The sequence below is a fragment of the Maritimibacter harenae genome, from assembly GCF_009882975.1.
Taxonomy (GTDB): Bacteria; Pseudomonadota; Alphaproteobacteria; order Rhodobacterales; family Rhodobacteraceae; genus Maritimibacter; species Maritimibacter harenae.
This window is the reverse complement of sequence record NZ_WTUX01000006.1, coordinates 215,320-240,663: the sequence shown is the minus strand read 5'-3', so window position 1 is coordinate 240,663 and position 25,344 is coordinate 215,320. Positions and strand designations below refer to the sequence as shown.

Here is a 25,344-nt window from a genome sequence, read left to right as displayed (position 1 = left end):
CCGATCCGATACGATCAGTTCGCCTTGGCGGCCTGCGCCTGCTGGCGGCGTGCCAGTTCCTGGCGGTAGAGCGCGACGAAGTCGACGGTGTCGAGGTTGACCGGCGGAAAGCCCCCGTCGCGGGTCACGTCGGACACGATCCGGCGCACGAAGGGGAACAGCTGACGCGGGCACTCGATCATCAGGAACGGGTGGAGCTGGTCCTCCGGCACGTTTTCCACGTGGAACAGGCCGGAATACTCGAGCTCGAGGATGAACAATTCCGCGCCCGACTCCTTGTTGGTCGACGTGACCTTGTACTTGGTGAGCACCTCGTACTGGTTCTCGGTCTGGCGCTTCTTGGCGTCGAGCGCGACTTCGACCTTGATCTCGGGCTGCACGTCGCCGGTGATGCCCTTCTGAACGAGAATGTTCTCGAACGACATGTCGCGGATGAACTGGCCAAGGATGCGCATGGTCGGCTGCTGCGCCTGGCCCTGCGGTTGTTGCGGTTGTTGCGGTGCGCCGGTGGAGCCTTCGTCCGCCATGGTATCTCTCCCAGAAATCTGAATTCGAAGCTTTCTATCAAGAAGCGACGGGGGCCTCAACGGCGAGACTTTCGCGACGGCGCGAAGCGCGCTATCGAAAGGGGATGAAGGACATGATCCCGGCCTGGGTGGACGGCACCCTGCAACCTGTCGAGAAACTCGCGGCCCACGTCGAAGGGCTGCGCCACCGCGCCGTGTCGGTCTTCCTGATCCACGACGACGAGATCCTGATCCAGCAGCGCGCGCCGGGCAAGTATCACACGCCCGGGCTCTGGGCGAACACCTGCTGCACGCATCCGCACTGGGAAGAGGATCCCGAAACCTGCGCGATCCGACGGCTCGAGGAAGAACTGGGGATCACCGGCGTCGCGCCGGTGTGGAAGGATCAGATCGAGTATCGCGCAGATGTCGGAAACGGGCTGATCGAACACGAGGTGGTCGATCTCTACCTCGTCACGACGAAGGACCGCCCGGTGCTCCACCTCAACCCCGAAGAGGTCGACGGGGTGCGCTGGGTGTCGCTCGCGGACCTGGAGGACGAGGTGTCACGCCACCCGGAGCGGTTCACGCCCTGGCTCAGGATCTACCTGTCCGATCACAAGCTGTCAGTGTTTGGTCCAACCTGACGGACCCTGGTCCGGCCGGTGCGTCGGGGCCTTGTTGTTCGAGACCTCTTCGAACTCTCCGTCGATCACGTCATCGCGCGTGTACATACGGCTCTCGGTGCCGCGCGCGGTAAAATGTCGCTCCACCTTCACGCGCTTGCCGATCTCGCGGAACGCCCAGCGGCGCACGCCGGGGATCAGGAGAAGGAAGCCGATCGTGTCGGTGAAGAAGCCGGGGGTGAGCAGGAGCGCGCCCGAAAACAGGATCATCGCGCCATGCGCCAATGGCTCGGACGGGTCGGACAGCCTGTTGAAGCTGTCGCGCACCTGGTTCATCGCCATCATGCCCTGCGTGCGCACCATGTACGACCCGAGGATCGCCGTGATCAGCACGATCAGAAGCGTGGGCCAGAGCCCGATCCAGCCGCCGACCTGAATGAAAAGTCCGATCTCGACCAGCGGGACGACGATGAATGCAAGCAAGAGCCACATGGCTTCCTCATCAGTTGATTGGGGGCCGGTAGACTTGCCCCGGCCCAGCGCCTACATATGTGCGGTACGCGGGAAATCAAACCGCGCCCTGAAATGAGGTTCGAATGTCTTCACCGATCATCCAGCTGATCGTCCTTGCGGCCATCGCGATTTTCCTGATCCTGCGTCTGCGCGACGTCCTGGGAACGCGGGAGGGGTACGAGAAGCCCGCCGTCACCCGATCGGAGAACGACAAGGCCGGTCATCGCGGCAATTTCGAGGTGATCGAGGGCGGGCCCGACACGGACATCACCGACCACATCGAAGACCCCGACAGCGTCGAAGCGCTCTCGAAGATGAAGGGCGCGGAGCCCGGATTCTCGGTCAGCGATTTCATGTCCGGCGCGCGCGGCGCCTACGAGATGATCCTCATGGCATTCGAGGCGGGCGACCTGGCCAAGATCAAGCCGTTCCTGTCCGACGAGGTGTATGAAAGCTTCGCCACCGTCGTCGAACAGCGCGAAAAGGAAGGCTACAAGATCGACGCCAACTTCGTCGGCCTGCGCGAACTCAAGCTGGTCGAGGCCGTTTTCGACGACGACACCGGCGAAGGCGAGATCACCATGCGCTTCATCGGCGAGATCACCTCGGTCGTGCGCGACAAGTCGGGCGAGATCGTCGAGGGCAATCCCAACGAGGTGAAGCGCCAGAAGGACGTCTGGACCTTCGCCCGCGTGATGGGATCGGACAACCCGAACTGGCTGCTCGTGGCCACGGACGGCTAAGATGGGCAAGCTGATCGGCCTTGCGCTTGCCGGGCTGATCGGTCTGGCCTCGCCCGCCAGCGCGGCGCTCGACGAGGCCGAGATCACGCTTCTGTCCTTCGAGGACCTGGAGGGGTGGCAGGACGACGATCATGCCGCCGCCTTCGATACCTTCCTGCACACCTGCGAACTCCTGAACGATCCGCAATGGGACCCGGTCTGCGCGATCGGGTTCGACTTCACCGGCACGCCGCGATCGTTCTTCGAGCTGTTCTTTCGCCCTGTCCTGATCGAGGACGGGCAGGACGGCCTCTTCACCGCCTATTACGAACCGGAAATCAACGGCTCCGAACGGCGCACGAGCCGCTACGACGTGCCCGTCTACCGCCGTCCCGACACGCCCGTGAGCTATACCCGCAAGCAGATCGAACAGGATGGGGTGCTTGAGGGCCGGGGGCTCGAGATCGCCTGGGTCGAGGACCCGGTGGAGCTGCAATTCCTCCAGATCCAGGGATCGGGCCGCATCATCCTGCCGGACGGCTCGTCGATCCGGCTGGGCTTCGGCGGGTCGAACGGGCACCGTTACAGCTCGCTGGGCGACGAACTCGTGCGGCGCGGAATCTACACGATCCACCAGGTTTCCGCGTCGGTCATCAAGAACTGGGTGCGGCGCAATCCGGTTGCCGGGCGCGAGCTTCTGAACCACAACCGCTCATATGTCTTCTTCACCGAACTCGAACACCTGCCGCCGGCCTCCGGCCCGGTGGGCGCGATGAGCCGCACGATCTCTGCCGGGCGCACGCTGGCCGTCGATCCCGCCTATACCCCGCTGGGCGCGCCGGTCTGGCTGGAGAAGGCGGGCGCGGAGCCGTTTTCCCGCCTGATGGTCGCGCAGGACACGGGGTCGCGGATCAAGGGCGCGCAACGCGCGGACATCTTCTGGGGCACGGGGGACGACGCCGGGCGCGAAGCCGGGCGGATCAAGGACCCGGGCCGCATGGTCGTGCTGCTTCCGATCCAGCGCGCCTATGCGCTGGTGCCGGAGGACTGAGCGTGGCCCGCAAGAAGCCCAGGCATCTGAGCCCCGAAGAGCGCGCGCTTTGGGACGAAGTGGCGAAATCGGCCCGCCCGATGCGCCCGGAGCGTCCGCAGACCGCGCAGGAGGCGATCGCGCCGAAACCCGCACCCGACCGCGCGAAGATCGACCGGTTCGACCTGGGCGAACGGGCGCAGACACGGCTGCCCGATCACAGTATCGCCCCGAAGATCGAAGAGGAAATCGCCCGCGCCCCGGTGTCGATGGACCGCAAACGGTTCATGCAGATGAAACGCGGCAAGATGCGGCCCGAGGCGCGGATCGACCTGCATGGCCTCACCCTGGCCCATGCCCACCCGGTGCTGATGCGTTTCATCCTTGAGTCCGTGGCCGAGGGCCGACGGCTCGTGCTCGTCATCACCGGGAAGGGCCGGACGCGGCAAAACGACGGCCCGATCCCGGAACGTCACGGCGTGTTGCGTCACCAGGTGCCGCATTGGCTGCATACACCGCCTTTGAAGGCGCACGTACTGCAGATTTCCGAGGCCCACGTGAAACACGGCGGGCTCGGCGCCTATTACGTCTACCTGCGCCGGGCGCGTTAACCGAACTTGCGCCACAGGGCGCCGTCGCCCAGTTTCTCCACGAAGGCCGCGTGCGCCGCGGCTTCCTCTTCCGTCACGCGGGAGGGGAGAGGGTCGGGGCGCGCATGCGGCCGCCAGCCGTCCTGCGACATGTCCGAGCCGCGGTCCCGGCTCGCCCCGGCGAGCACCAGGTCGGGCTGCCGGCCCCCGATGAGCTCGAGGTAGACCTCCGCCAGGATCTCGGAGTCGAGAAGCGCGCCGTGCAGTTCGCGGTGCGAGTTGTCGATCCCGAAGCGCCGGCACAGCGCGTCGAGCGAATTGCCGGCGCCGGGGAATTTCTTGCGCGCGATCAACAGCGTATCGACCGCCTGGTCCATCGGGATCTGCCGCCGTTTGCACCAGCCCAGCTCGGCGTTGAGAAACGGCACGTCGAAGGCCGCGTTGTGGATGACGAGCTTCGCGTCCCCGATGAACTCCAGGAACGCGTCCGCGATATCGTGGAACACCGGGAAGTCGCGCAGGAATTCCTCGGACAGCCCGTGCACCTGGAACGCCCCCTCCGGCATGTCGCGTTCGGGGTTGATGTACTGGTGGTAGGTGCGCCCCGTGGGCATGTGGTTGTAAAGCTCCACCGCCCCGATCTCGACCATCCGGTCGCCGGTCTTCGGGTCGAAGCCCGTGGTTTCGGTATCGAGCACGATTTCACGCATTGGCGAGGGACTCCCGGATCGTCTTGAGCACAGACTGAACCTGCGCGCGGGCCTGATCAAGCGTGGTCGTCTCGATCACGTAATCGGCGCGGCGACGCTTCTCTTCATCCGGCGTCTGCTTGGCCTTGATGCCCTCGAAAGTCGCCTCGTCCATGGTCCCGCGTGCCAGCACGCGTTCGCGCTGCACCTCCTCGGGGGCCGACACCACGACGACGGCGTCCATCGCGGCGTTTCCCCCGGTCTCGAAGAGAAGCGGGATATCCAGAACGACGATGTCGGAGGTGGTGTTCGCAAGGAAATCCTGGCGGTCCCTGGCCACCAGCGGGTGCACGATCGCCTCGATCTGCCCCAGCGCCTCGGGGTCTTCGCCGATCCACGCCTTGAGCGCGGTGCGGTCGACACCCTCCCGGTTCACCGCCTCGGGCCTCAGCGCGCGGATCGGATCCACCGCGGGGCCGTCCTTCGCATAAAGCCGATGCACGGCAGCGTCCGCGTCCCAGACGGGCACGCCTTCGTCCGCGAACATCTGCGCGGTGGTGCTCTTGCCCATGCCGATGGAGCCGGTCAGTCCGATGATGAATGTCATGAAGCCGCTGCGTACCGTGTTGCGTCGTCGTTGGGAGGGCGCTCGCCGAACCAGCGTTCGAAGCTCGGCGCCGATTGGTAGATCATCATGCCCACGCCGTCGACCGTGTAACAGCCGTAAGAGGCCGCCTGTCGCAGGAACCGTGTGGCGGGCGGGTCGATGGTGAGGTCGCAGGCCACGCCGCCGGAGACCAGCCCGTCGATCGGCACCCGGAATTCCGTGTATCCGCGGCTGCCCAGCGGCGTGGCGTTCACCACCATCGCGGCACCTTCGGCCAGGTTGCCGGCCTTGAGCCAGTCGAACACCTCGATCCGGCGGCCGAATTCGCTGCGCAACTGCTCGGCCTTGGGCCGGGTGCGCGCGGTCAGGCGGATGCTTTCGACCCCGACCTCGATCAACGCCGACAGAACGACCCGCGCCGCGCGCCCGGCGCCGAACAGCACCACCGGCCCCGCCTTGGGGTTCCAGCCGGGCACGTTCTGGCGGATGTTCTCGACGAAACCGTAGCCATCGGTGTTGTCCGCGTGGATCTTGCCGTCGCGCCGGAAGATCAGCGTGTTCGCCCCGGACATAAGCGCGGCGCGGTCGGTGATGATGTCGGCATGATCCAGCACCATCTTCTGGTAGGGGGCCGAGATGTGCACCCCCGCGAACCCGGCCTTGGGCAGCGCGGTGATCACCTCGCGCAGGTCGTCGGCCTGCACGGTGAGCGGCAGATAACGTCCCGGCAACCCCGTGGCCGCGAGCCAGTGGTCGAAGAGGTTGGGCAGTCTCGAAGTTTCACCCGGCGCCAGCAGAACCGCCGCGACCGGGGGTGTCCCGTCGCTCATATCTCAAGCTCTCCTCTGAGAACGAGATAGGACAGGAGTTCGGTCAACGGCAAGCCGAGCACGTTGAAATAGGCCCCGTCGATGCGCGAGAACAGGCGCACGCCTTCTTCCTCGAGCTTGTAGGCCCCGACCGCGTCGCGGATGCTGTCCCAGTTGCGGGAGACATAGTCGTCGATGAACCGCTCCGACAGGCCGTGCATGGTGAGCCGCACGACGCCCACGTGCCGCCAGATCGGCTCCCCGTCATGATAGATCACCGCGGCCGAGAGAAGCTGGTGGGTCTGGCCGGACAGCCGGGCGAGCTGCGCGCGCGCTTCATCCGGTGAGCCGGGCTTCGTCAGGATCTCGCCTTTCAAGGCCGCGACCTGGTCACAGCCCAGCACCAGCGCGTCGGGACGTTTGCCGCCCACCTTGCGCGCTTTGTATTCCGCCAGGGTGTCGGCCACGTCGCGCGGTGCCGCGTTTTCCGCCTCCAGCCCCGCGCGGATCGCCGATTCGTCGACCCGGGCCGGCATCACCTCGAATTCCAGGCCCGCATTGGCGAGCAGGGTGGCCCGGATCTCGGACCCCGAGGCGAGGATCAGCGGTGTCGGCATGTTGGAAACCCTGTGGATATTCTCTGTGTGTTCCTCCTTATGCGGCTGTGCGTGGATGTGTGCAATTCCTGCGTCCCCGACGATCCGCGGGTTATGCGGATTCCGCCGAGCCGATCCTACACACGGGAGAACGAAAACGGCCGGGCTGGGGATGAAATCGTCGGTGCGCAGAATCCTCCCCGGAACTATCCACAGGGCGGATTTCGGATAAATACTTGATATTAAATGACTTATCTGGGAGTGGAACGGCCTTTCACCATCTTGTCCCTAGATCCCGGGATATGTGCGCCGTCATGCGGACAAGCCGGTAATCCACAATGTCCACAGGACCTACTAACTTCACCATCCTTTCTAAATATTTTCTTTTAATAAGGAGTGGGCGCCCGGTGGGCCCGCCGCCGGGCAAAGAGCGTGAGATTGACTTGAAACCCGGGCTCGCCTATATGCCCGTGATCAAAGGGCCGTCCGGTCCGACGCTTTCCATTCCATTAGAACGACTGCGCCGCCTGCGCCGTCCCGTTGGTGACTCCCCATGACTGAACGTTTGAACCTGTCCGATCTGAAGGCCCAGAGCCCGAAGGATCTTCTTGCGATGGCCGAGCAGCTCGAGATCGAGAACGCCTCGACCATGCGCAAGGGCGAGATGATGTTCCAGATCCTCCAGGCCCGGGCCGAGGATGGCTGGGAAATCGCGGGCGATGGCGTGCTGGAAGTGCTCCAGGACGGGTTCGGGTTCCTGCGCTCGCCGGAAGCCAACTACCTGCCGGGCCCCGACGACATCTACATGTCGCCCGAGATGATCCGGAAACACAGCCTGCGCACCGGCGACACCGTCGAGGGGGTCATCGCCGCGCCGGGGGAGAACGAGAACTACTTCGCGATCACCCAGGTCGAGAAGATCAACTTCACCGACCCGGAAACCGCGCGCCACAAGGTGGCTTTCGACAACCTGACGCCGCTGCACCCGGACGAGCGGCTGAAGATGGAAATCGACGATCCGACGATCAAGGACCGCTCGGCGCGTATCATCGACCTGGTCGCCCCGATCGGGAAGGGCCAGCGCTCGCTGATCGTGGCGCCGCCGCGGACCGGTAAGACCGTGCTGATGCAGAACATCGCGCATTCGATCTCGGTCAACCATCCGGAGGTCTACCTGATCGTGCTGCTCATCGACGAGCGCCCGGAAGAGGTGACGGACATGAAGCGTTCGGTGAACGGCGAGGTCGTCGCTTCGACCTTCGACGAGCCGGCCTCGCGCCACGTCGCCGTGTCGGAGATGGTGATCGAGAAGGCCAAGCGGCTGGTCGAACACAAGCGCGACGTGGTGATCCTGCTCGACTCCATCACCCGCCTGGGCCGCGCCTTCAACACGACGGTGCCGTCGTCGGGCAAGGTGCTGACCGGTGGTGTGGACGCCAATGCGCTGCAACGTCCGAAACGGTTCTTCGGCGCCGCGCGGAATATCGAAGAGGGTGGATCGCTGACCATCATCGCGACCGCGCTGATCGACACCGGCAGCCGGATGGACGAGGTCATCTTCGAGGAATTCAAGGGCACCGGCAACTCGGAGCTGGTGCTGGACCGCAAGGTTTCCGACAAACGGATCTTCCCGGCGATCGACATTCTCAAGTCCGGCACGCGGAAAGAAGAGCTCCTGGTCGACCAGAAGGACCTGCAGAAGACCTATGTTCTGCGCCGGATCCTGAACCCGATGGGCACCACGGATGCGATCGAGTTCCTGATTTCCAAGCTCAAGCAGACGAAGAACAACTCGGAGTTCTTCGACTCGATGAACGCCTAGACACCCGGCGCGTGAGGCATGGACACGATCTACGCACTTGCCTCGGCCCGGGGGAAGGCCGGCGTCGCCGTGGTCCGGATTTCCGGGCCCGACGCGCAGTCGGCCGGCCGTGTGCTGGCCGGATCCCTGCCGCCGCCGCGCAGGACGGGGCTTCGGGTTCTCCGGGATTCTGACGGCCCGATCGACGAGGCGTTGGTCCTCGTATTCGAGGCGGGGCACAGTTTCACCGGCGAAGAGGTCGTCGAACTGCAGCTTCACGGGTCGACCGCCGTCGTGAACGCCGTACTTGCCGCGCTTGAACGGATCGAGGGCCTCCGGCTTGCCGAGCCCGGTGAATTCACGCGCCGGGCATTGGAAAACGAACGTCTCGATCTGGCCCAGGTCGAAGGGCTCGCCGATCTCATAGACAGCGAAACCGAAGCGCAGCGTCGCCAGGCCCTGCGCGTGCTTTCCGGTGCGCTGGGGGAGAAGGCGGACAGCTGGCGTCGCGACCTGATCCGGGCGGTGGCCCTGCTGGAAGCGACGATCGATTTCGTGGACGAGGACGTGCCGGTCGATGTGACCCCCGAAGTGGGCGCATTGATCGCCGCGACGCAGGACAGCCTGCGCAAGGAGGCCGAGGGCGCGCGGATTTCGGAGCGCATCCGCGAAGGCTTCGAAGTGGCCATCGTCGGGGCGCCGAATGCCGGAAAATCCACGCTTCTCAATGCTTTGGCCGGGCGCGAGGCCGCGATTACATCGGACGTGGCCGGCACGACGCGCGACGTGATCGAGGTACGGATGGACCTGGATGGCCTGCCGGTGACGGTTCTGGATACGGCCGGGTTGCGGGACTCCGAGGACGTGGTGGAGCGGCTTGGCATCGAACGCGCGATGGCGCGGGCGGACGCGGCCGACCTGCGCGTGTTCCTGCTGTCCGACGCGCCGCTCACCTTCGAACCAGTCGAAGGAGACATCGTGGTGGAGGGCAAGTCCGACATTACCGGGCGCGGGGTGTCCGGCAAGACGGGTGCGGGGATCGATGATCTCGTCGCGCAGATCGGTGCCGTTCTGCAGGATCGCGCTGCCGGGGCCGGGACGGCGATCCGGGCGCGGCACCGGGCCGCGATGAATCATGCGTTGGACAGTTTGGAAAACGCTCGAATCGCGCTAGAAGGCGGGTCTTCGCACTCCGAGCTGATAGCCGAGGAATTGTGGTCTGCCGTGCGGGCCCTTGATTCGCTGGTCGGGCGGGTCGATGTGGAGAACGTGCTGGACGAAATCTTCGCGAGTTTCTGTCTCGGGAAATGATGGCAAGGGGAGTGTTTCACGTGAAACATCCTGACTTCGATGTGGTTGTGATCGGCGGCGGGCATGCCGGCGTGGAAGCAGCGTTGGCTGCGGCCCGGGTCGGTGCGCGAACTGCCCTGGTGACGCTGCGCCGGGACGACCTGGGTGTCATGTCCTGCAATCCGGCGATCGGTGGCCTTGGCAAAGGACACCTCGTGCGCGAAGTGGATGCGCTGGACGGCGCGATGGGCCTCGCTGCGGACGCCGCGGGGATTCAGTTCCGCCTGTTGAACCGGTCGAAAGGACCGGCTGTTCAGGGCCCGCGCGCGCAGACGGATCGGAAGCTCTACCGCCACGCCATCGCAAAGATCGTCGACGGGCAGGCAAACCTGACGCTTGTGGAAGGGGAGGCCCGCGCGTTTCTCATGGACGGGCCGCGTGTCACAGGCCTGGCCTTGGGCGATGGCTCGGAAATCACGGCCTCCCGGGTGGTGCTGACCACCGGCACTTTTCTGCGGGGCGTCATCCACATCGGGAACGAACGCAGGCACGGCGGGCGCATGGGTCAGAACGCGACCGTGCCCCTGGCCGAGCAGATCGATTCCTTCGGCCTGCCGCTCGGCCGACTCAAGACGGGGACGCCACCGCGGCTCGACGGGCGCACGATCGACTGGGACCGGCTGGACCGCCAGGATGGCGACGCCACGCCCGACATGTTCTCGTTTCTCAACCGACGCCCCCAGGCGCGGCAGGTCGCCTGCGGCATCACGCATACCAATGCGGGGACGCACGAGATCATCCAGCAAAACCTGGACAAATCGGCGATGTACGGCGGGCATATCGACGGCGTCGGCCCCCGGTACTGTCCGTCGATCGAAGACAAGGTGGTGCGTTTCTCGGACAAGGACTCACACCAGGTGTTCCTTGAGCCGGAAGGTTTGGACGATCACACCGTTTATCCCAACGGCATCTCCACCTCGCTGCCGATGGAGGTCCAGGAAGCGTACGTGCGTACCATCGCGGGGCTCGAAGAGGTGAAGATCCTCCAGCCCGGTTATGCCATCGAATACGATTACGTCGATCCCCGGGCGCTGACCTCGCATCTCGAGCTGCGCGATGTTTGCGGGCTGTTCCTCGCCGGCCAGATCAACGGCACGACGGGATATGAAGAGGCGGCCGCGCAGGGCCTGGTTGCGGGACTCAACGCGGGCCTGCAATCGTTGGGGCGTGAGACGGTGCAATTCAGCCGGACGAGCTCCTACATCGGCGTCATGATCGACGACCTGGTGACTCGCGGCGTGACGGAGCCGTACCGCATGTTCACCTCGCGGGCCGAATATCGCCTTTCGCTGCGTGCCGACAACGCGGATCAGCGGCTGACGCCGGTGGGCATCACGCACGGTATCGTGTCGGATCGACGCGCGGAGGCGTTCGAAGAAAAGATGGTCCGGCTCGCCCAGGCGACCAGGTCCCTGACGGCGCGGCATTTCACCCCGCAGGAAGTCAATGCGGCCGGCGGTTCGGTGCGCGAGGACGGGACGCGGCGGACGGCGTATGATCTGCTGTCGATCCCGGGAATCACATTCGACAACATCGTCGCCCTCGATCCGGAATTCGACGGCATCGATCCGGATACGCGCACGCAGGTCGCGAAGGACGCGCTTTATGCCAAGTATATCGAGCGCCAGAAACGGGAAGTGGAGGCGTTGAAGCGGGACGAGGGGCACGCGATCCCGCCATCCTTCGATTACGCGATCCTCGACGGGCTGACGAGCGAACTGAAGGCGAAACTTTCCGCCGCGCGCCCGGAAACGCTGGCCCAGGCCGGGCGGATCGAGGGGATGACGCCGGCGGCGCTCACATTGCTGCTCGCCAAGTTGCGGCAGATGGAGCGCGCGAAAACCGCATGACGCGTTCGCTGAGGGTAGGGGGCCAGGATGTTTCACGTGAAACATTGGGCCGCCTGGAAATCTATGCCGACCTTCTGAAGCGCTGGAACCCGCGCATCAACCTCGTCGCGCCGTCCACGCTTCCCGACCTCTGGACCCGCCACATCGCGGATTCCGCACAGGTTTTCGAGCTGGCACCACCGGAGGCCCGAAGCTGGGTGGATCTTGGCACCGGCGGCGGCTTTCCCGGCCTCGTCGTCGCCGTCCTCGCGGCAGAATTGGCGCCGGACCTCGCCGTGACCTGCATCGAAAGCGACCAGCGGAAGGCGACCTTCCTTCGCACCGTCCTGCGCGAAACCGGCATCAAGGCCGAGGTGCGCGCGGAGCGGATCGAGGCGGCGCCGGCCATGAACGCCGACGTCGTATCCGCGCGTGCGCTCGCCGCCCTGGACAGGCTTTTGCCAATGGTTCAGCGCCACTTGAAGCCCGGTGGCATCGCGCTGTTCCCGAAAGGCGATTCGTATCGCTCGGAAGTGCAGCAAGCGCTTGAATCCTGGCGGTTCGCAGCCGATACATATCAAAGCCAGACCAATCCCAACGCCGTCATCCTCAAGGTAGGAGATATCCGTCGTGCTTGACGCGAAAATCATTGCCGTCACCAACCAGAAGGGCGGCGTTGGCAAGACGACGACCGCAATCAACCTCGCGGCTGCGCTGGCGATGGACGGCAACCAGGTGCTCATTGTGGACCTCGATCCGCAGGGGAACGCCTCCACCGGCCTGGGCATCGAACCCCACGCGCGGGCGATGACCACCTACGATCTGCTGATCGAAGAGGCGCCGCTGGACGAGGTCGTGATGCCGACCGACATCGACAACCTCAAGATCGCCCCGGCCACGACGGACCTGTCCTCCGCGGACGTGGAGCTGGTGGCGAACGAAAAGCGCTCCCACCTCCTGCACGATGCGCTCCGCGCACCCCAGACAAGCGGCATTTACGACTACATCTTGATCGATTGCCCGCCGTCGCTCAACTTGTTGACGGTGAACGCCCTTGTCGCGGCCCATTCCGTGCTGATCCCTCTGCAATCGGAATTCTTCGCGCTCGAGGGGCTCAGCCAGCTGATGCTCACCATCCGCGAAGTCCGGGAGGCGGCGAATCCCAGCCTGCGGATCGAGGGGGTCGTGTTGACCATGCACGACAGCCGGAACAACCTGGCCCAGCAGGTCGAGGCCGATGCGCGCGAGACGCTGGGGGAGCTGGTGTTCAAGACCGTCGTGCCCCGCAACGTCCGGGTGAGCGAGGCGCCGTCCTACGCGATGCCGGTCATCACCTACGATCCCGGCTCGAAAGGCAGCGAGGCCTACGTTCGGCTGGCCCATGAACTCGCGGCGAAAGGAAGATAACATGGCGACGAAGAAACCGAACCGTGGGCTGGGGCGCGGCCTGTCGGCGTTGATGGCGGACGTGCAGACCGAGGAAGAAGCGCAGGGCAGGGAAACCTCGGGGCCGCGCAAGCCGGATGTCGTGATCCCGATCGAGAAGATCGAGGCGAACCCGGAACAGCCACGCCGCGACTTTGCGCCCGACAGCCTGGACGATCTCGCCAATTCGATCCGCGAAAAGGGCATCATCCAACCGCTCATCGTGCGTCCGCATCCGTCGAAAGACGGCGTGTTCCAGATCGTTGCCGGCGAACGGCGGTGGCGCGCCGCCCAAATGGCGCAGCTGCACAAGGTGCCCGCGCTGGTGCGGGAATTCGACGATACCGAGGCGCTCGAGGTTGCGATCATCGAGAACATTCAGCGCGCGGACCTGAACGCCATCGAAGAGGCGGCCGGATATCGCGAGTTGATGGAGAAATTCGGCCATACGCAGGACAAGTTGGCCGAGGCCCTGGGCAAATCACGCTCTCATATCGCGAACATGATGCGGCTTCTGAATCTGCCGCCGGAAGTGCTCGATTTCGTGCGGGCGGGCAAGCTGTCCGCCGGCGCGGCCCGTGCGATCATCACCGCGGATGACCCGGTCGCGCTCGCGAAGCGGGCGGTGGCCCAGAATCTCTCGGTTCGGGAGATCGAGCGGCTGGCGAAATCCGGAGATATCAGTCGTCCGGCGCCGAAATCCGCGCCGAAAACCCAGAAAGACGCCGATACCGTCGCCCTGGAGCAATCGCTTTCGGCGGCTTCGGGCATGAAAGTGTCGATCGACCACAAGGATGGCGAAGATCGGGGGAGCGTGACGATCCAGTACAAGACGCTGGACCAGTTCGACGACCTGTGCCGGATCCTCGGCGGTGACGTTTAATCCGGCAAGAGCTCTGAAATCACGGCATTCAGGACGGCGCGGCCCTCCCGCGTCGCCTTGAGCATGCCGTCATCGACATGGATGAGCCCCAGGTCGGCGAGATAGACGATCTTTTCTACGGGCAGGGGTGTGCCCGCGATCCGTGTCAGTCGATCAAGATCTAGCCCACCTGACGTGCGCAATCCCATCATGAGGTATTCGCCGGCCTGTTCGGCGGCGGACAACGGTGTACGCCCGGCTTCGCCGGCGCCCGACTGCGCCCCCTTGAGCCAAGTCGAGGGGGCGTCCACGGTCCAGGTCGCGTGGCGCACACCGTCCAGCGTGACCCGTCCATGCGCGCCGGGGCCGATCCCGACGTAATCGCCACCGTTCCAGTAGATCAGGTTGTGACGGGATTCCGCCCCGGGACGGGCATGGTTCGAGACTTCGTAGGCGGGCAGACCGTGCGCCTCGCACAGATCCTGCGTCGCGAAGTACATGTCGGCAGCAAGATCCTCGTCCGGAAGCCCGCGCAGACCGCCGCGTGCGAAGCGGTCGCCGAAGGCCGTGCCGGGCTCGATCGTCAGTTGGTAGAGTGACAGGTGATCGGGGGACCAGGACAGCGCCTCGCCCAGTTCCGCCTCCCATTCGGCCAGGCTCTGGTCCTGCCGGGCGTAGATCAGGTCGAAACTTGTGCGTTCGAACGTGTCCCGCGCGACCTCGAGCGCTTTTCGCGCCGCGGCCACGTCATGCAGGCGGCCCAGACGGCGCAGATCGGTGTCGTTGAGCGCCTGCACGCCCAAAGAGACCCTGTTCACGCCCGCTTCGCGGTATCCGCGGAACCGGCCGGCCTCCACCGAAGACGGGTTGGCCTCCAGCGTGATCTCGATGTCGTTCGCGGGGGTCCAGAGCGCTGTTGCGGTGTCGATCACCGCGCCGACCACGTCCGGCGGCATGAGAGAGGGCGTTCCGCCGCCGAAATAGATGGATCTCAGCAGGCGATCCGGGGTTTCGGCCGCCGCACGCTCGATTTCCGAGACGAAGGCGGCGCGCCAGGCGTCCGTGTCCACCTGGGTGACGACATGGCTGTTGAAGTCGCAATAGGGGCACTTGGCAGCGCAGAAGGGCCAGTGGACATACAGCCCGAACCCGCCCTGTTGCCAATCGTCAGGCAAGGCAAGTCTCGACCAGTTTGCGGAACGCGATGGCGCGGTGGCTGATCTGGTGCTTCTTCGTCGGCTCCATTTCGCCGAAGGTCAGCTCGTGACCGTCGGGGATGAAGATCGGATCGTATCCGAAGCCGCGATCACCGCGCATCGGCCAGGTGAGGCGGCCCTGAACCTGTCCCTCGAACACCTCGTCATGCCCGTCGGGCCAGGCAAGGCAAAGCGTGCAGTTGAACCAGGCACGGCGCGGCTCCGGGGCCTGCTTTTCCTCGAGCAGGTCCCAGGTTTTCTTCATCGCCATCTCGAAATCGCGCCCCTCGGGCGTTTCGGCCCAATCGGCAGTGTAGACACCGGGCGCGCCGTCGAGTGCCTCGACACAGATGCCGCTGTCGTCGGACAGCGCGGGCAGGCCGGTCTCGCGCGCCGCGAAATGGGCCTTGATCCGGGCGTTTCCGGCAAAAGTGGTCTCTGTTTCGGCCGGTTCGTCCAGCCCGAAGTCGCCCACCGAGCGGCAGGTCACGCCGAACGGCGCCACGAGCGCCGCGATTTCGCGCAGCTTGCCCGCGTTGTGTGACGCGATGACGAGCCGATCCCCGGTCAGGCGGCGGGTCATGCGGTCGCGGCCTTCTGTGCGGCGACCAGCTCGGCGCAGCCTTTTTCGGCCAGGCCCATGAGCTCGTCCATCTGCCCGCGCGAGAACGTGGCGCCCTCGGCCGACATCTGGACCTCGATCAGACGGCCGGTGCCGGTCATCACGAAATTGCCATCGACCCCGGCTTCGCTGTCTTCCGGGTAGTCCAGGTCGAGCACGGGCTGCCCGGCATAGACGCCGCAGGAGACGGCAACCACCGGGTCCATCAGCGGATCGGTGGTGATGTCGCCGGCTTTCATCAGCTTGTTCACGGCAAGCCGCAGCGCGACCCAGCCGCCGGTGATCGACGCGCAGCGGGTGCCGCCGTCGGCCTGAAGCACGTCGCAGTCGACGGTGATCTGGCGCTCACCCATCGCTTGACGGTCCACGCCGGCACGCAGGGAGCGACCGATAAGCCGTTGAATTTCAACGGTTCTTCCGCCCTGCTTGCCGGCGCTGGCCTCGCGCCGCATGCGCGACGAGGTGGAGCGGGGCAGCATCCCGTACTCGGCCGTGACCCAGCCCATGCCGGAGTTGCGCAGGAAGGGGGGAACCCGCTCTTCGAGCGACGCGGTGCACAGGACGTGCGTGTCCCCGACCTTGATCAGGCAGGAGCCCTCGGCATGCTTTGTCACGTCGGTCTCGATTGAAATCGGGCGAAGTTCATCTACATTCCTGCCTGACGGGCGCATCGCGTGTCCTTCTCTTTTTCGCTGCGGCGTGGGTGTCACGGCTCCATCGAAAAAGCAAGGGGAGCGCGGCCCGAGAGGACTGCTGATGAGCGACGAGTCACCACGTCTGGACGAGCTGAACGACCGGTCACGCGAAGTGTTCCGGCGGCTGGTCGAGGCCTACCTGGAAACCGGCGACCCGGTCGGGTCCCGCACGCTCACGCGGAGCCTGTCCGAGAAGGTATCGGCGGCGACGATCCGCAACGTGATGCAGGATCTCGAGTACATGGGGCTTCTGAACTCGCCGCACGTCTCGGCGGGCCGGATCCCGACCGAGCTGGGGCTTCGCATGTTCGTGGACGGCTTCCTGCAGGTCAGCGACCTGACCGAGGACGACCGCGGCAAGATCGAGGATACGCTGGGCTCGAACGCCGCGGACGTGCCGCAACTGCTCAATTCCGTGGGCAAGGCGCTGTCGGGCATCACCTCGGGGGCGAGTCTGGTGCTCACGCCCAAGACCGAGGCGCCGATCAAGCATATCGAGTTCGTGAACCTGGGCCCCGACCGGGCGCTCACCGTGCTGGTGTTCGCCGACGGGCAGGTCGAGAACCGGCTTTTCACCCCGCCGCCGGGTCACACGCCCAGCTCGATGCGGGAGGCCGCGAATTTCCTCAACGCGCTGGCCGAGGGGCGCACGCTCACCGAACTGCGCGAGGTGATGCTGCGCGAGATCGAGACGCGCCGGCAGGAGATCGACACGCTGGCCCGCGACCTGGTCGAAAGCGGGCTTGCCGTCTGGAACACCGACGGGGCCGGAACCGAGCGGCTGATCGTGCAGGGACGGGCGAATCTCATCACCGAAGCCCATGACGAGGGCGAGCTGGTGCGCATCAAGAGCCTGTTCGACGACCTTGAGCGTAAGCGGGACATTGCCGAATTCCTCGAACTGGCCGAGGACGGGGAGGGTGTGCGCATCTTTATTGGCTCGGAGAACAAACTTTTCTCACTTTCCGGTTCCTCTCTGGTGGTTTCTCCATATATGAACGCTGACCGAAAGATCGTCGGCGCGGTCGGGGTCATCGGACCCACCCGGCTCAACTATGGGCGGATCGTGCCGATCGTGGATTACACTGCGCAACTGGTCGGGAAACTGATCTCCGACCGGGGGTAAAGAGGACAAGATGGCCGACCCGAAGAAGAAAGAGCCGATCGAGGATATCGAGGCTGCGATCGAGGAAATCATGACGGAGCAAGGCAAGTCCGACCTGCCGGACGAAGACGCTGCCACCCCGGAAGGGGACGCGCCGCGCACGAGCCCGGCAGACATGGAGGCCGAGGCCGACGTGGACGAGCTCGAGGCGCTGCGCATCGAGCGCGACCAGCTCAAGGACAAGTTCATGCGCGCGCTGGCGGATGCCGAGAATTCGCGCAAGCGCTCCGAGCGCGACCGCCGGGAGGCGGAGAATTACGGCGGTTCGAAGCTCGCCCGTGACATGCTGCCGGTCTACGACAACATGAAGCGCGCGCTCGACGCGATCGACGACGACCTGCGCGACCAGGCCTCGGGCCTGACCGAGGGGATCGAACTGACCATGCGCGCGCTGCTGGACATCTTCCAGAAGCACGGCATCCGGTTGATCACCCCGGAAGTGGGCGAGGAATTCGATCCGGACCATCACGAGGCGATGTTCGAAGCCCCGGTGCCCAACACCAAGAAGGGCGCGATCATCCAGGTGATGGCCGAGGGCTTCATGCTGCACGACCGGCTGCTGCGCCCGGCGCAGGTCGGCGTGTCGTCCAACCCGGACTGAGGCATTCGGAGCGCCATGCGGCGCTCCGACCCGCTGGAGGGGCGCTGCCCCTCCAGACCTCCCCGGCGTATTTCCGGAAAGATGAAATCAGGACGTGGAGAGCGCCTTGAGCTGGTAGACCAGGTCGAGCGCTTCGCGCGGCGTGAGTTCGTCCGGGTGGACCTGGGCGAGTTTTTCATCGAGGGGTGAGGGGCCGGTCGCGGCGGCAGGCGCAGGCTCCGGGGCGACGGCCGAGAAGAGCGGCAAGTCGTCGATCAGCGCCTTCTGCGCGCCGCCGCCTTCGCGTTCGCCCTTTTCCAAAGCTTCCAGCACGATCCGCGCGCGTTCCACGACCGAGGCCGGCAGGCCCGCGAGCTTGGCCACCTGCACGCCGTAGGAGCGGTCGGCCGCGCCGCGGATGACCTCGTGCAGGAAGATCACCTCGCCCTCCCATTCCTTCACCGCGATGGTCGCGTTCTCGACCCCCGCCAACTGCCCGGCGAGCTGGGTGAGTTCGTGGTAATGCGTCGCGAAGAGCGCGCGGCAGAGGTTGCTTTCGTGCAGGTGCTCCAGCGTGGCCCAGGCGATGGAGAGGCCGTCGTAGGTGGCGGTGCCGCGCCCGATTTCGTCCAAGATCACCAGCGCGCGGTCGTCGGCCTGGTTCAGGATCGCGGCGGTTTCGACCATTTCGACCATGAAGGTGGAGCGGCCACGCGCGAGGTCGTCAGCGGCGCCGACGCGCGAGAAGAGCTGGCTCACGATGCCGATCCGCGCCTCGGTGGCCGGAACGAAGCTGCCGGCCTGGGCGAGTAGGGCGATCAGCGCGTTCTGGCGCAGGAAGGTGGACTTACCGGCCATGTTGGGGCCGGTGAGGAGCCAGATGTCGGCCCCGTCCGAGCCGTCCGCGAGCGAGCAGTCGTTCGCCACGAAGGGATCGCCGCCCTGGGCGCGCAACGCGCGTTCCACGACCGGGTGACGCCCGCCGGTGATCTCGAAGGCGCGGGAGTCCTCGACCTTCGGGCGGCACCAGTCCTCGACCGCCGCAAGTTCCGCCAGCGCGGCGGAGACGTCGATCTCCGCCAACGCGCGAGCCGCGTCGCCCAAGGGGCCGGCCTCGGCCATGATGGCCTGTTTCAGGCTGTCATAGAGCCTTTTTTCGATCTCCAGCGCCCGGTTGCCGGCGTTCAGGATGCGGGTCTCAAGGTCGGAGAGGTCCACCGTCGTGAAGCGCACCGCGTTGGCGGTGGTCTGGCGGTGGATGAAGGTTTCCGACAGGGGCGCCGAAAGCATCTTTTCCGCGTGCGTGGCGGTGGTTTCGATGAAGTAGCCCAGCACGTTGTTGTGCTTGATCTTAAGCGAATTGACCCCCGCCATCTCCGCGTATTTCGCCTGCATCCCGGCGATCACGCCGCGCCCCTCGTCGCGCAGGGTGCGGGCTTCGTCCAGGTCCTCGTCGTGGCCTTCGGCGATGAAGCCGCCGTCGCGGGCGAGAAGCGGGGGGTCGGCGACCAGCGCGCGGTCGAGCAGGTCGAGCAGCGTGTCGTGTCCGGTGAGTGCGCGGGCGCCGTCGCGCAGCGTGGCGGGCACGTCGCGGTCGGTGAGGGCCTGAGCGATTTCGAGCGCGGCGCCCAGCCCGTCGCGGATCGCGGCCAGGTCACGCGGTCCGCCCCGGTCCAAAGCAAGGCGCGACAGGGCGCGGTCGATGTCGGGCACCTTGCGCAGCGCGTCACGCAGATCGGCGCGAAACAGGCTCTCGTCCAGCAGGAAACCAACGGTTTCGAGCCGTGCCTCGATCGTGGAGAGGTCGCGCGAGGGGCTTGAAATCCGACGCTCCAGAAGCCGCGCACCGCCGGCGGTGACGGTGCGGTCGATGGTGGAGAGAAGCGAGCCCTCGCGCCCGCCGGCGAGCGCGTGCGTGAGTTCCAGGTTGCGCCGGGTGGCCGCGTCGATCTGCATCGACCCGGCGGCGTTCTCGGTCACCGGTGGGCGCAGGAGGGGGAGGTTCCCCTTCTGCGTGATCTCAAGGTACTCCACGATCGCGCCCATCGCGCCCAGTTGCGCGCGGTCGAAGCTGCCGAAGGCGTCCAGGGTGGAAACGGAAAACAGGTCGCAGAGCCGCTTGTCGGCCCCGGTGCTGTCGAAGGCGGCGCGGCCGAGCGGCGTGGGCGCGGCGCCCAGGTCGGTGACGATGTCGAGAAGCGTGGTCTCTTCGCTGTCGGCCAGCACCACCTCGCGCGGGGCGATCCGGGCCAGTTCCGGGCCCAGCCGGTGACGCGGGCAGGGCATCACGCGGAACGCGCCGGTGGAGATGTCGACCCAGGCGAGCGCACCGGCGTCGCGGACCTCGGCGAAGGCGGCGAGGAAGTTGTGGCGGCGCGCGTCCAGCAGAGAATCCTCGGTCAGCGTGCCGGGGGTGACGAGCCGCACGACGTCGCGTTTCACGACCGACTTGGAACCGCGCTTCTTGGCCTCCGACGGGTCCTCCATCTGTTCGCAGACCGCGACACGGAACCCCTTGCGGATGAGCGTCAGCAGGTAGCCCTCGGCGGAATGGACCGGCACGCCGCACATCGGGATGTCTTCGCCCAGGTGCTTGCCCCGCTTGGTGAGCGCGATGTCGAGCGCCTGGGCGGCCGCGACCGCATCGTCGAAGAACAGCTCGTAGAAATCGCCCATGCGATAGAACAGGAGCGCCTCCGGATAACCGGATTTGATCTCCAGGTACTGCGCCATCATCGGCGTCACGGCGGCATTGGGTTTGTTCACGAAGGCCCCCCGGCGGGTCGGTTTTCGCGGAATCTACCGGCGCGGTTCGCCGGGTGAAACCCCTAGCTGTTGCGCAGGCGCGAGACCCAGTTCCACGAGCTCTGGCACATGTCGTCCAAGCTGCGCGTCGCCTCGAACCCGAGGTAGTCGCGCGCCGTGGCCGGATCGGCGAAGAAGCAGTCGATGTCGCCCGCGCGGCGCGGCGCGATTTCGTAGGGCAAGGGCTTGCCGCAGGCGCGTTCGTAGCTGCGCAGCATGTCGAACACGGAATACCCGGTCCCGGTGCCCAGGTTCAGCACGTGGGTGTCGTCGTGGTCGAGCAGCTTGCCCACGGATTGCACGTGCCCCTGGGCCAGGTCGACGACGTGGATGTAATCGCGCACCCCCGTGCCGTCCGGCGTGTCGTAATCGTCCCCGAAGACGTTCAGGTGCGGCAGTTCGCCCGTGGCGACCTTGGCGATGTAGGGCATGAGGTTGTTGGGGATGTCGTTCGGATCTTCCCCGATCAGGGCGGAGTCGTGGGCGCCCGCCGGGTTGAAATACCGCAGCACGCCATAGCTCCACCGATCGTCCGATGCCTTCAATTGCTCGAGCAGCGTTTCGCAGATCACCTTGGACTGGGCATAGGGCGACACCGGCGCGATGCGGTGATCCTCGGTATAGGGCAGGGCGACGGGTTCGCCATAGACGGTCGCGGTGGAGGAGAAGACGACGCGGAACACGCCGGCGTCCTGCATCGCCATCAGCAAGTTGGAGAACCCGGTGCAGTTAGTTTCGAAATAGGCGAGCGGCTTTTCCACGCTCTCGCCCACCGCCTTCTTCGCCGCGAAGTGGATGACCGCGTCGAAGTCGTGGCGGGCGAAGACATCGGCGAGGAACGCCTTGTCCAGCACGTCGCCCACGTGGAACGTCACCGGAGCATCGGTGATGGTTTCCAGCCGGTCGATCACGTCGCGCCGCGCGTTCGAGAAGTTGTCGACGATGACCACCTCGTGGCCGGCGGCGACGAGTTCGACATAGGTATGCGACCCGATATACCCCGCGCCGCCCGTCAAAAGGATCTGGCCCATCAGCGCCTCTCGGTCCGTGGTGATTCGATCCGAACCTAGTGGGGTTGCCCCCGGAATTCACCCGAAAACGGGGCGCCCGGCCGGGGGCCGCCCTGCGGGGCCGGGTCAACACGGTTGAGCGCGGGCACGCGGACGGATACAGACGATTTTGTCCACAGGAGGAGAGCGACATGGCCGGCAGACCGACGATCACGCGCGAGGAGGCGCTATCGTTCCACATCGAACCGCGTCCCGGGAAGTTCGATATCACGCCGTCGGTGCCGATGACGACGCAGCGCGACCTGTCGCTGGCCTATTCCCCCGGGGTCGCCGTGCCCTGTGAGGCGATCCACGAGAACCCCGAAACCGCTTATGATTACACCAACAAGGGCAACCTGGTGGCCGTGATCTCCAACGGGTCGGCGGTGCTCGGGCTGGGGAACCTCGGCGCGCTCGCGTCCAAGCCGGTGATGGAAGGCAAGTCGGTGCTCTTCAAGCGGTTCGCCGACGTGAACTCGATCGACATCGAGCTCGACACCGAGGACCCGGACGAGATCATCCAGGCCGTGCGGCTGATGGGGCCGACTTTCGGGGGCATCAACCTCGAGGACATCAAGGCGCCGGAGTGTTTCATCATCGAGCAGAAGCTCAAGGAAGAGATGGACATCCCGGTCTTCCACGACGACCAGCACGGCACGGCGGTGATCTGTGCCGCGGGCCTGATCAACGCGCTGCACTTGTCGGGCAAGAAGATCGCGGAGTGCCGGATCGTGCTGAACGGGGCGGGGGCCGCGGGCATCGCCTGCATTGAACTGCTCAAGGCGATGGGTGCGAAGCACGACAACTGCATCGTCTGCGACACGAAGGGGGTCATCTACCAGGGCCGCACCGAGGGCATGAACCAGTGGAAATCGGCCCATGCCGCCGCCACGGACCTGCGCACGCTCGAAGAGGCGATGGACGGGGCCGACGTTTTCCTGGGCGTGTCCGTGAAGGGCGCGGTGACGCAGGAGATGGTCAAGAGCATGGCCAAGGACGCGGTCATCTTCGCCATGGCGAACCCGGATCCCGAGATCACGCCGGAAGAGGTCCACGACGTGCGCGAGGACGTGATCGTCGCCACCGGCCGGTCGGATTACCCCAACCAGGTCAACAACGTCCTGGGCTTTCCCTACCTCTTCCGCGGCGCGCTCGACATCCATGCGCGCGCGATCAACGACGAGATGAAGATCGCCTGTGCCGAGGCGCTGGCCAAGCTCGCCCGCGAGGACGTGCCGGACGAGGTCGCGATGGCCTATGGCAAGAAGCTGACCTTCGGGCGCGACTACATCATCCCGACGCCGTTCGACCCGCGCCTGATCTACACGATCCCCCCCGCGGTCGCGAAGGCGGGGGCCGACAGCGGCGTGGCGCGGCGCCCGATCATCGACATGCACGGCTACGAGGCGACGCTGAAGGCCCGGATGGACCCGACGGCGACCATCCTGCGCTCGCTCACCACCCGCGCGCGGGCCGCACAGGCGACAATGATCTTCGCGGAAGGCGACGACCCGCACGTGCTGCGCGCCGCCGTCGCCTACCAGCGTAACGGGTTCGGCAAGGCGATCGTCGTCGGGCGCGAGGATGACGTGAAAGAGAAGCTCGAAGGGGTGGGGCTGGCCGATGCGGTGGCCGAGCTCGAGGTCGTGAACGCCGCGAACACGCAGCATCTGCCGGCCTACACCGCGTTTCTCTACGAACGCCTGCAACGCAACGGCTTCGACCGCCGCGACATTCACCGGCTGGCCGCGCGCGACCGGCACGTCTTCGCCTCGCTGATGCTGGCGCATGGGCATGGCGATGCGCTGGTGACCGGCGCGACGCGGAAATCGGCCCACGTGCTCGACCTGATCAGCCATGTCTTCGACGTGGGTCCCCGCGACGGGGCGGTCGGGGTCACGGCGCTGCTGCACAAGGGGCGGATCGTCCTGGTGGCCGACACGCTGGTGCACGAATGGCCGGACACCGAGGACCTTGCCAACATCGCGGAAGGCGCAGCCAACGTGGCGCGCGACCTGGGGCTCGAGCCACGCGTGGCCTTCGTCAGCTTCTCGACCTTCGGCTACCCCGTATCGGAACGCGCCGAGAAGATGCACGAAGCCCCCGCGATCCTCGAAGCCCGGGGTGTCGATTTTGAGTTCGACGGCGAAATGACCGCGGACGTGGCGCTGAACGCCGACGTCCTGGCGCATTACCCGTTCTGCAAGCTGTCGGGCCCGGCCAACATCCTCGTCGTGCCGGCGCGGCACTCCGCCTCGATCTCGGTCAAGATGATGCAGGAGCTGGCGGGGGCCACGGTGATCGGCCCGATCCTCACCGGCGTCGCGAAGCCGATCCAGATCTGTTCCACAACGTCGACGGCCAACGACATCCTCAACATGGCGGTGTTGGCGGCCTGCAAGGCGGGCTGATGACGGTCTTCAACTTCGGCTCGATCAACATCGACCATTTCTACCGCCTCCCGCATCTGCCGGGGCCGGGCGAAACGCTGGCCGCCACCGGGTACGACCGCGGGCTGGGCGGCAAGGGCGCGAACCAGTCGGTCGCGGCGCACCGGGCCGGGGCCGACGTCGTCCACATCGGCATGGTCGGCCCGGACGGGTCGGGTCGGCGAGAGCTGAACGGCTTCGGGGTCGACGTGCGCTTCGTCGGCACCGAGGGGCGCGTCACGGGCCACGCCAACGTGCATGTCGATGCGGCGGGCGAGAACATGATCGTCGTGCTGCCCGGTGCGAACCATGAACAGTCTCTGACGCTGCTCAAATCCGCCCTGGCCGAAGCGCGGCCGGGCGATCACTTCATGCTTCAGGGCGAGGCGAACCTGGGCGCCGAGGCCGCCGCGCTGGCGCGCGAGGCCGGGTGTTTCGTCACCTACTCCGCCGCCCCGTTCAAACCCGCGAGGGTGGCCGAGATGCTGCCGCTCTGCGACCTCGTCGCCGTCAATTCGGTCGAGGCGCAGCAGATGGCCGCGCATATGGGCGTCACGGTGGATGCGCTGCCGATTGCGAACCTGTTGATCACCGACGGGGCCAAAGGCGCGCGCTGGCGCGGGGACGAGGTGATCGATCAGCCGGCCTTCGCGGTCGAGGCGGTCGATACGACCGGGGCGGGCGATTGCTTCATCGGTACCGTCATCGCAGCGCTCGACCAGGGGGCGGGGCGTGCCGAGGCGTTGCGCCGGGGGGCCGGGGCCGCCGCGCTTCAGGTCACGCGGCCCGGTACGGCCGACGCGATGCCGACGGCGGACGAAGTCGCGGCGTTCCTGGACGGTCGATAG

General features: G+C 65.9%; 25 protein-coding genes. 14 read left to right on the top strand and 11 right to left on the bottom strand.

The features are described 5' to 3' along the window. Window positions 1–14: 14 nt before the first annotated feature. Window positions 15–527 carry a protein-export chaperone SecB gene (gene secB / locus GQE99_RS03635; RefSeq protein WP_161350218.1) on the bottom strand — a complete coding sequence of 171 codons (513 nt, stop codon included), beginning with the start codon at window positions 525–527 and terminating at the stop codon, window positions 15–17. A gap of 104 nt (window positions 528–631) precedes the next feature. On the opposite strand from secB, the gene idi reads away from it, so the two are divergent. Further along, entirely contained in the window at window positions 632–1,153 is a 522-nt protein-coding gene (idi, locus tag GQE99_RS03630) for an isopentenyl-diphosphate Delta-isomerase (RefSeq protein WP_161350217.1), read from the top strand. On the opposite strand, the gene GQE99_RS03625 is transcribed toward idi, so the two are convergent. After that, window positions 1,133–1,624, bottom strand: a complete 492-nt coding sequence (locus tag GQE99_RS03625) for an FxsA family protein (RefSeq protein WP_161350216.1) — start codon at window positions 1,622–1,624, stop codon at window positions 1,133–1,135. The genes idi and GQE99_RS03625 overlap by 21 nt on opposite strands. Before the next feature lie 104 nt (window positions 1,625–1,728). Here GQE99_RS03625 and GQE99_RS03620 point away from each other — a divergent pair, with 104 nt between their 5' ends. From GQE99_RS03620 to GQE99_RS03610, 3 genes are read left to right on the top strand one after another with little or no spacing between them, the layout of a single operon-like run. Continuing rightward, complete coding sequence (locus tag GQE99_RS03620) at window positions 1,729–2,388, top strand: Tim44/TimA family putative adaptor protein (RefSeq protein ID WP_161350215.1); 660 nt, start codon at window positions 1,729–1,731, stop codon at window positions 2,386–2,388. A gap of 1 nt (window position 2,389) precedes the next feature. Continuing rightward, on the top strand, window positions 2,390–3,418 hold the full coding sequence (mltA, locus tag GQE99_RS03615) for a murein transglycosylase A (RefSeq protein WP_161350214.1): 1,029 nt from the start codon (window positions 2,390–2,392) through the stop codon (window positions 3,416–3,418). 2 nt (window positions 3,419–3,420) lie between these two features. Next, entirely contained in the window at window positions 3,421–4,008 is a 588-nt protein-coding gene (locus tag GQE99_RS03610; RefSeq protein ID WP_328794040.1) for a Smr/MutS family protein, read from the top strand. Here GQE99_RS03610 and dnaQ read toward each other — a convergent pair. Genes dnaQ through GQE99_RS03590 form a run of 4 tightly spaced genes read right to left on the bottom strand, consistent with a single transcriptional unit; the run spans window position 4,005 to window position 6,709 of the window. Then, window positions 4,005–4,697 carry a DNA polymerase III subunit epsilon gene (gene dnaQ, locus GQE99_RS03605; protein ID WP_161350213.1) on the bottom strand — a complete coding sequence of 231 codons (693 nt, stop codon included), beginning with the start codon at window positions 4,695–4,697 and terminating at the stop codon, window positions 4,005–4,007. The two genes, GQE99_RS03610 and dnaQ, sit on opposite strands and share 4 nt — an antisense overlap. Beyond that, window positions 4,690–5,283 carry a dephospho-CoA kinase gene (gene coaE, locus GQE99_RS03600; protein ID WP_161350212.1) on the bottom strand — a complete coding sequence of 198 codons (594 nt, stop codon included), beginning with the start codon at window positions 5,281–5,283 and terminating at the stop codon, window positions 4,690–4,692. Before coaE ends, dnaQ begins: the two co-directional genes overlap by 8 nt. Further along, window positions 5,280–6,113 (bottom strand): shikimate dehydrogenase, encoded by an 834-nt coding sequence (locus GQE99_RS03595; RefSeq protein ID WP_161350211.1) that lies wholly within the window; start codon window positions 6,111–6,113, stop codon window positions 5,280–5,282. Before GQE99_RS03595 ends, coaE begins: the two co-directional genes overlap by 4 nt. Then, window positions 6,110–6,709, bottom strand: a complete 600-nt coding sequence (locus GQE99_RS03590; RefSeq protein ID WP_161350210.1) for a Maf family protein — start codon at window positions 6,707–6,709, stop codon at window positions 6,110–6,112. Before GQE99_RS03590 ends, GQE99_RS03595 begins: the two co-directional genes overlap by 4 nt. Before the next feature lie 532 nt (window positions 6,710–7,241). Between GQE99_RS03590 and rho the strand changes: the two genes are divergently transcribed. From rho to GQE99_RS03560, 6 genes are read left to right on the top strand one after another with little or no spacing between them, the layout of a single operon-like run. After that, window positions 7,242–8,510, top strand: a complete 1,269-nt coding sequence (gene rho, locus GQE99_RS03585) for a transcription termination factor Rho (protein WP_161350209.1) — start codon at window positions 7,242–7,244, stop codon at window positions 8,508–8,510. An 18-nt stretch (window positions 8,511–8,528) separates the two neighbouring features. Beyond that, window positions 8,529–9,800 carry a tRNA uridine-5-carboxymethylaminomethyl(34) synthesis GTPase MnmE gene (gene mnmE, locus GQE99_RS03580; protein ID WP_161350208.1) on the top strand — a complete coding sequence of 424 codons (1,272 nt, stop codon included), beginning with the start codon at window positions 8,529–8,531 and terminating at the stop codon, window positions 9,798–9,800. Then, window positions 9,800–11,689: a tRNA uridine-5-carboxymethylaminomethyl(34) synthesis enzyme MnmG gene (gene mnmG, locus GQE99_RS03575; protein ID WP_202530572.1), complete on the top strand. Its 1,890-nt coding sequence runs from the start codon at window positions 9,800–9,802 to the stop codon at window positions 11,687–11,689. The genes mnmE and mnmG overlap by 1 nt, the downstream gene beginning before the upstream one ends. Next, window positions 11,686–12,306: a 16S rRNA (guanine(527)-N(7))-methyltransferase RsmG gene (gene rsmG, locus GQE99_RS03570; RefSeq protein ID WP_161350206.1), complete on the top strand. Its 621-nt coding sequence runs from the start codon at window positions 11,686–11,688 to the stop codon at window positions 12,304–12,306. Before mnmG ends, rsmG begins: the two co-directional genes overlap by 4 nt. Next, window positions 12,290–13,075, top strand: coding sequence for a ParA family protein (locus GQE99_RS03565; protein WP_407943781.1), 786 nt, complete (start codon window positions 12,290–12,292; stop codon window positions 13,073–13,075). The genes rsmG and GQE99_RS03565 overlap by 17 nt, the downstream gene beginning before the upstream one ends. A gap of 1 nt (window position 13,076) precedes the next feature. Further along, a complete protein-coding gene (locus GQE99_RS03560; protein WP_161350204.1) occupies window positions 13,077–13,976 on the top strand; it encodes a ParB/RepB/Spo0J family partition protein in 900 nt (299 codons plus the stop codon). Here the strand turns inward: GQE99_RS03560 and hemW are convergent. The 3 genes from hemW to rph are packed head-to-tail and all read right to left on the bottom strand — an operon-like array spanning window position 13,973 to window position 16,444. Next, window positions 13,973–15,130, bottom strand: a complete 1,158-nt coding sequence (gene hemW, locus GQE99_RS03555) for a radical SAM family heme chaperone HemW (protein ID WP_161350203.1) — start codon at window positions 15,128–15,130, stop codon at window positions 13,973–13,975. The two genes, GQE99_RS03560 and hemW, sit on opposite strands and share 4 nt — an antisense overlap. After that, window positions 15,123–15,734: an RdgB/HAM1 family non-canonical purine NTP pyrophosphatase gene (gene rdgB, locus GQE99_RS03550; RefSeq protein ID WP_161350202.1), complete on the bottom strand. Its 612-nt coding sequence runs from the start codon at window positions 15,732–15,734 to the stop codon at window positions 15,123–15,125. Before rdgB ends, hemW begins: the two co-directional genes overlap by 8 nt. Next, complete coding sequence (gene rph / locus GQE99_RS03545) at window positions 15,731–16,444, bottom strand: ribonuclease PH (RefSeq protein ID WP_161350201.1); 714 nt, start codon at window positions 16,442–16,444, stop codon at window positions 15,731–15,733. Before rph ends, rdgB begins: the two co-directional genes overlap by 4 nt. 85 nt (window positions 16,445–16,529) lie before the next feature. On the opposite strand from rph, the gene hrcA reads away from it, so the two are divergent. Together hrcA and GQE99_RS03535 are read left to right on the top strand one after the other, a co-directional pair. Then, window positions 16,530–17,594 (top strand): heat-inducible transcriptional repressor HrcA, encoded by a 1,065-nt coding sequence (hrcA, locus tag GQE99_RS03540; RefSeq protein ID WP_161350200.1) that lies wholly within the window; start codon window positions 16,530–16,532, stop codon window positions 17,592–17,594. 10 nt (window positions 17,595–17,604) lie between these two features. After that, entirely contained in the window at window positions 17,605–18,234 is a 630-nt protein-coding gene (locus GQE99_RS03535; RefSeq protein ID WP_161350199.1) for a nucleotide exchange factor GrpE, read from the top strand. An 87-nt stretch (window positions 18,235–18,321) separates the two neighbouring features. Here GQE99_RS03535 and mutS read toward each other — a convergent pair whose 3' ends face one another. Further along, on the bottom strand, window positions 18,322–20,949 hold the full coding sequence (gene mutS, locus GQE99_RS03530) for a DNA mismatch repair protein MutS (protein WP_161350297.1): 2,628 nt from the start codon (window positions 20,947–20,949) through the stop codon (window positions 18,322–18,324). 92 nt (window positions 20,950–21,041) lie between these two features. Further along, a complete protein-coding gene (galE, locus tag GQE99_RS03525) occupies window positions 21,042–22,049 on the bottom strand; it encodes a UDP-glucose 4-epimerase GalE (RefSeq protein WP_161350198.1) in 1,008 nt (335 codons plus the stop codon). 170 nt (window positions 22,050–22,219) lie between these two features. Between galE and GQE99_RS03520 the strand changes: the two genes are divergently transcribed. Both GQE99_RS03520 and GQE99_RS03515 read left to right on the top strand, forming a co-directional pair. Further along, a complete protein-coding gene (locus tag GQE99_RS03520) occupies window positions 22,220–24,478 on the top strand; it encodes an NADP-dependent malic enzyme (RefSeq protein ID WP_161350197.1) in 2,259 nt (752 codons plus the stop codon). Next, entirely contained in the window at window positions 24,478–25,344 is an 867-nt protein-coding gene (locus GQE99_RS03515; RefSeq protein WP_161350196.1) for a ribokinase, read from the top strand. Before GQE99_RS03520 ends, GQE99_RS03515 begins: the two co-directional genes overlap by 1 nt.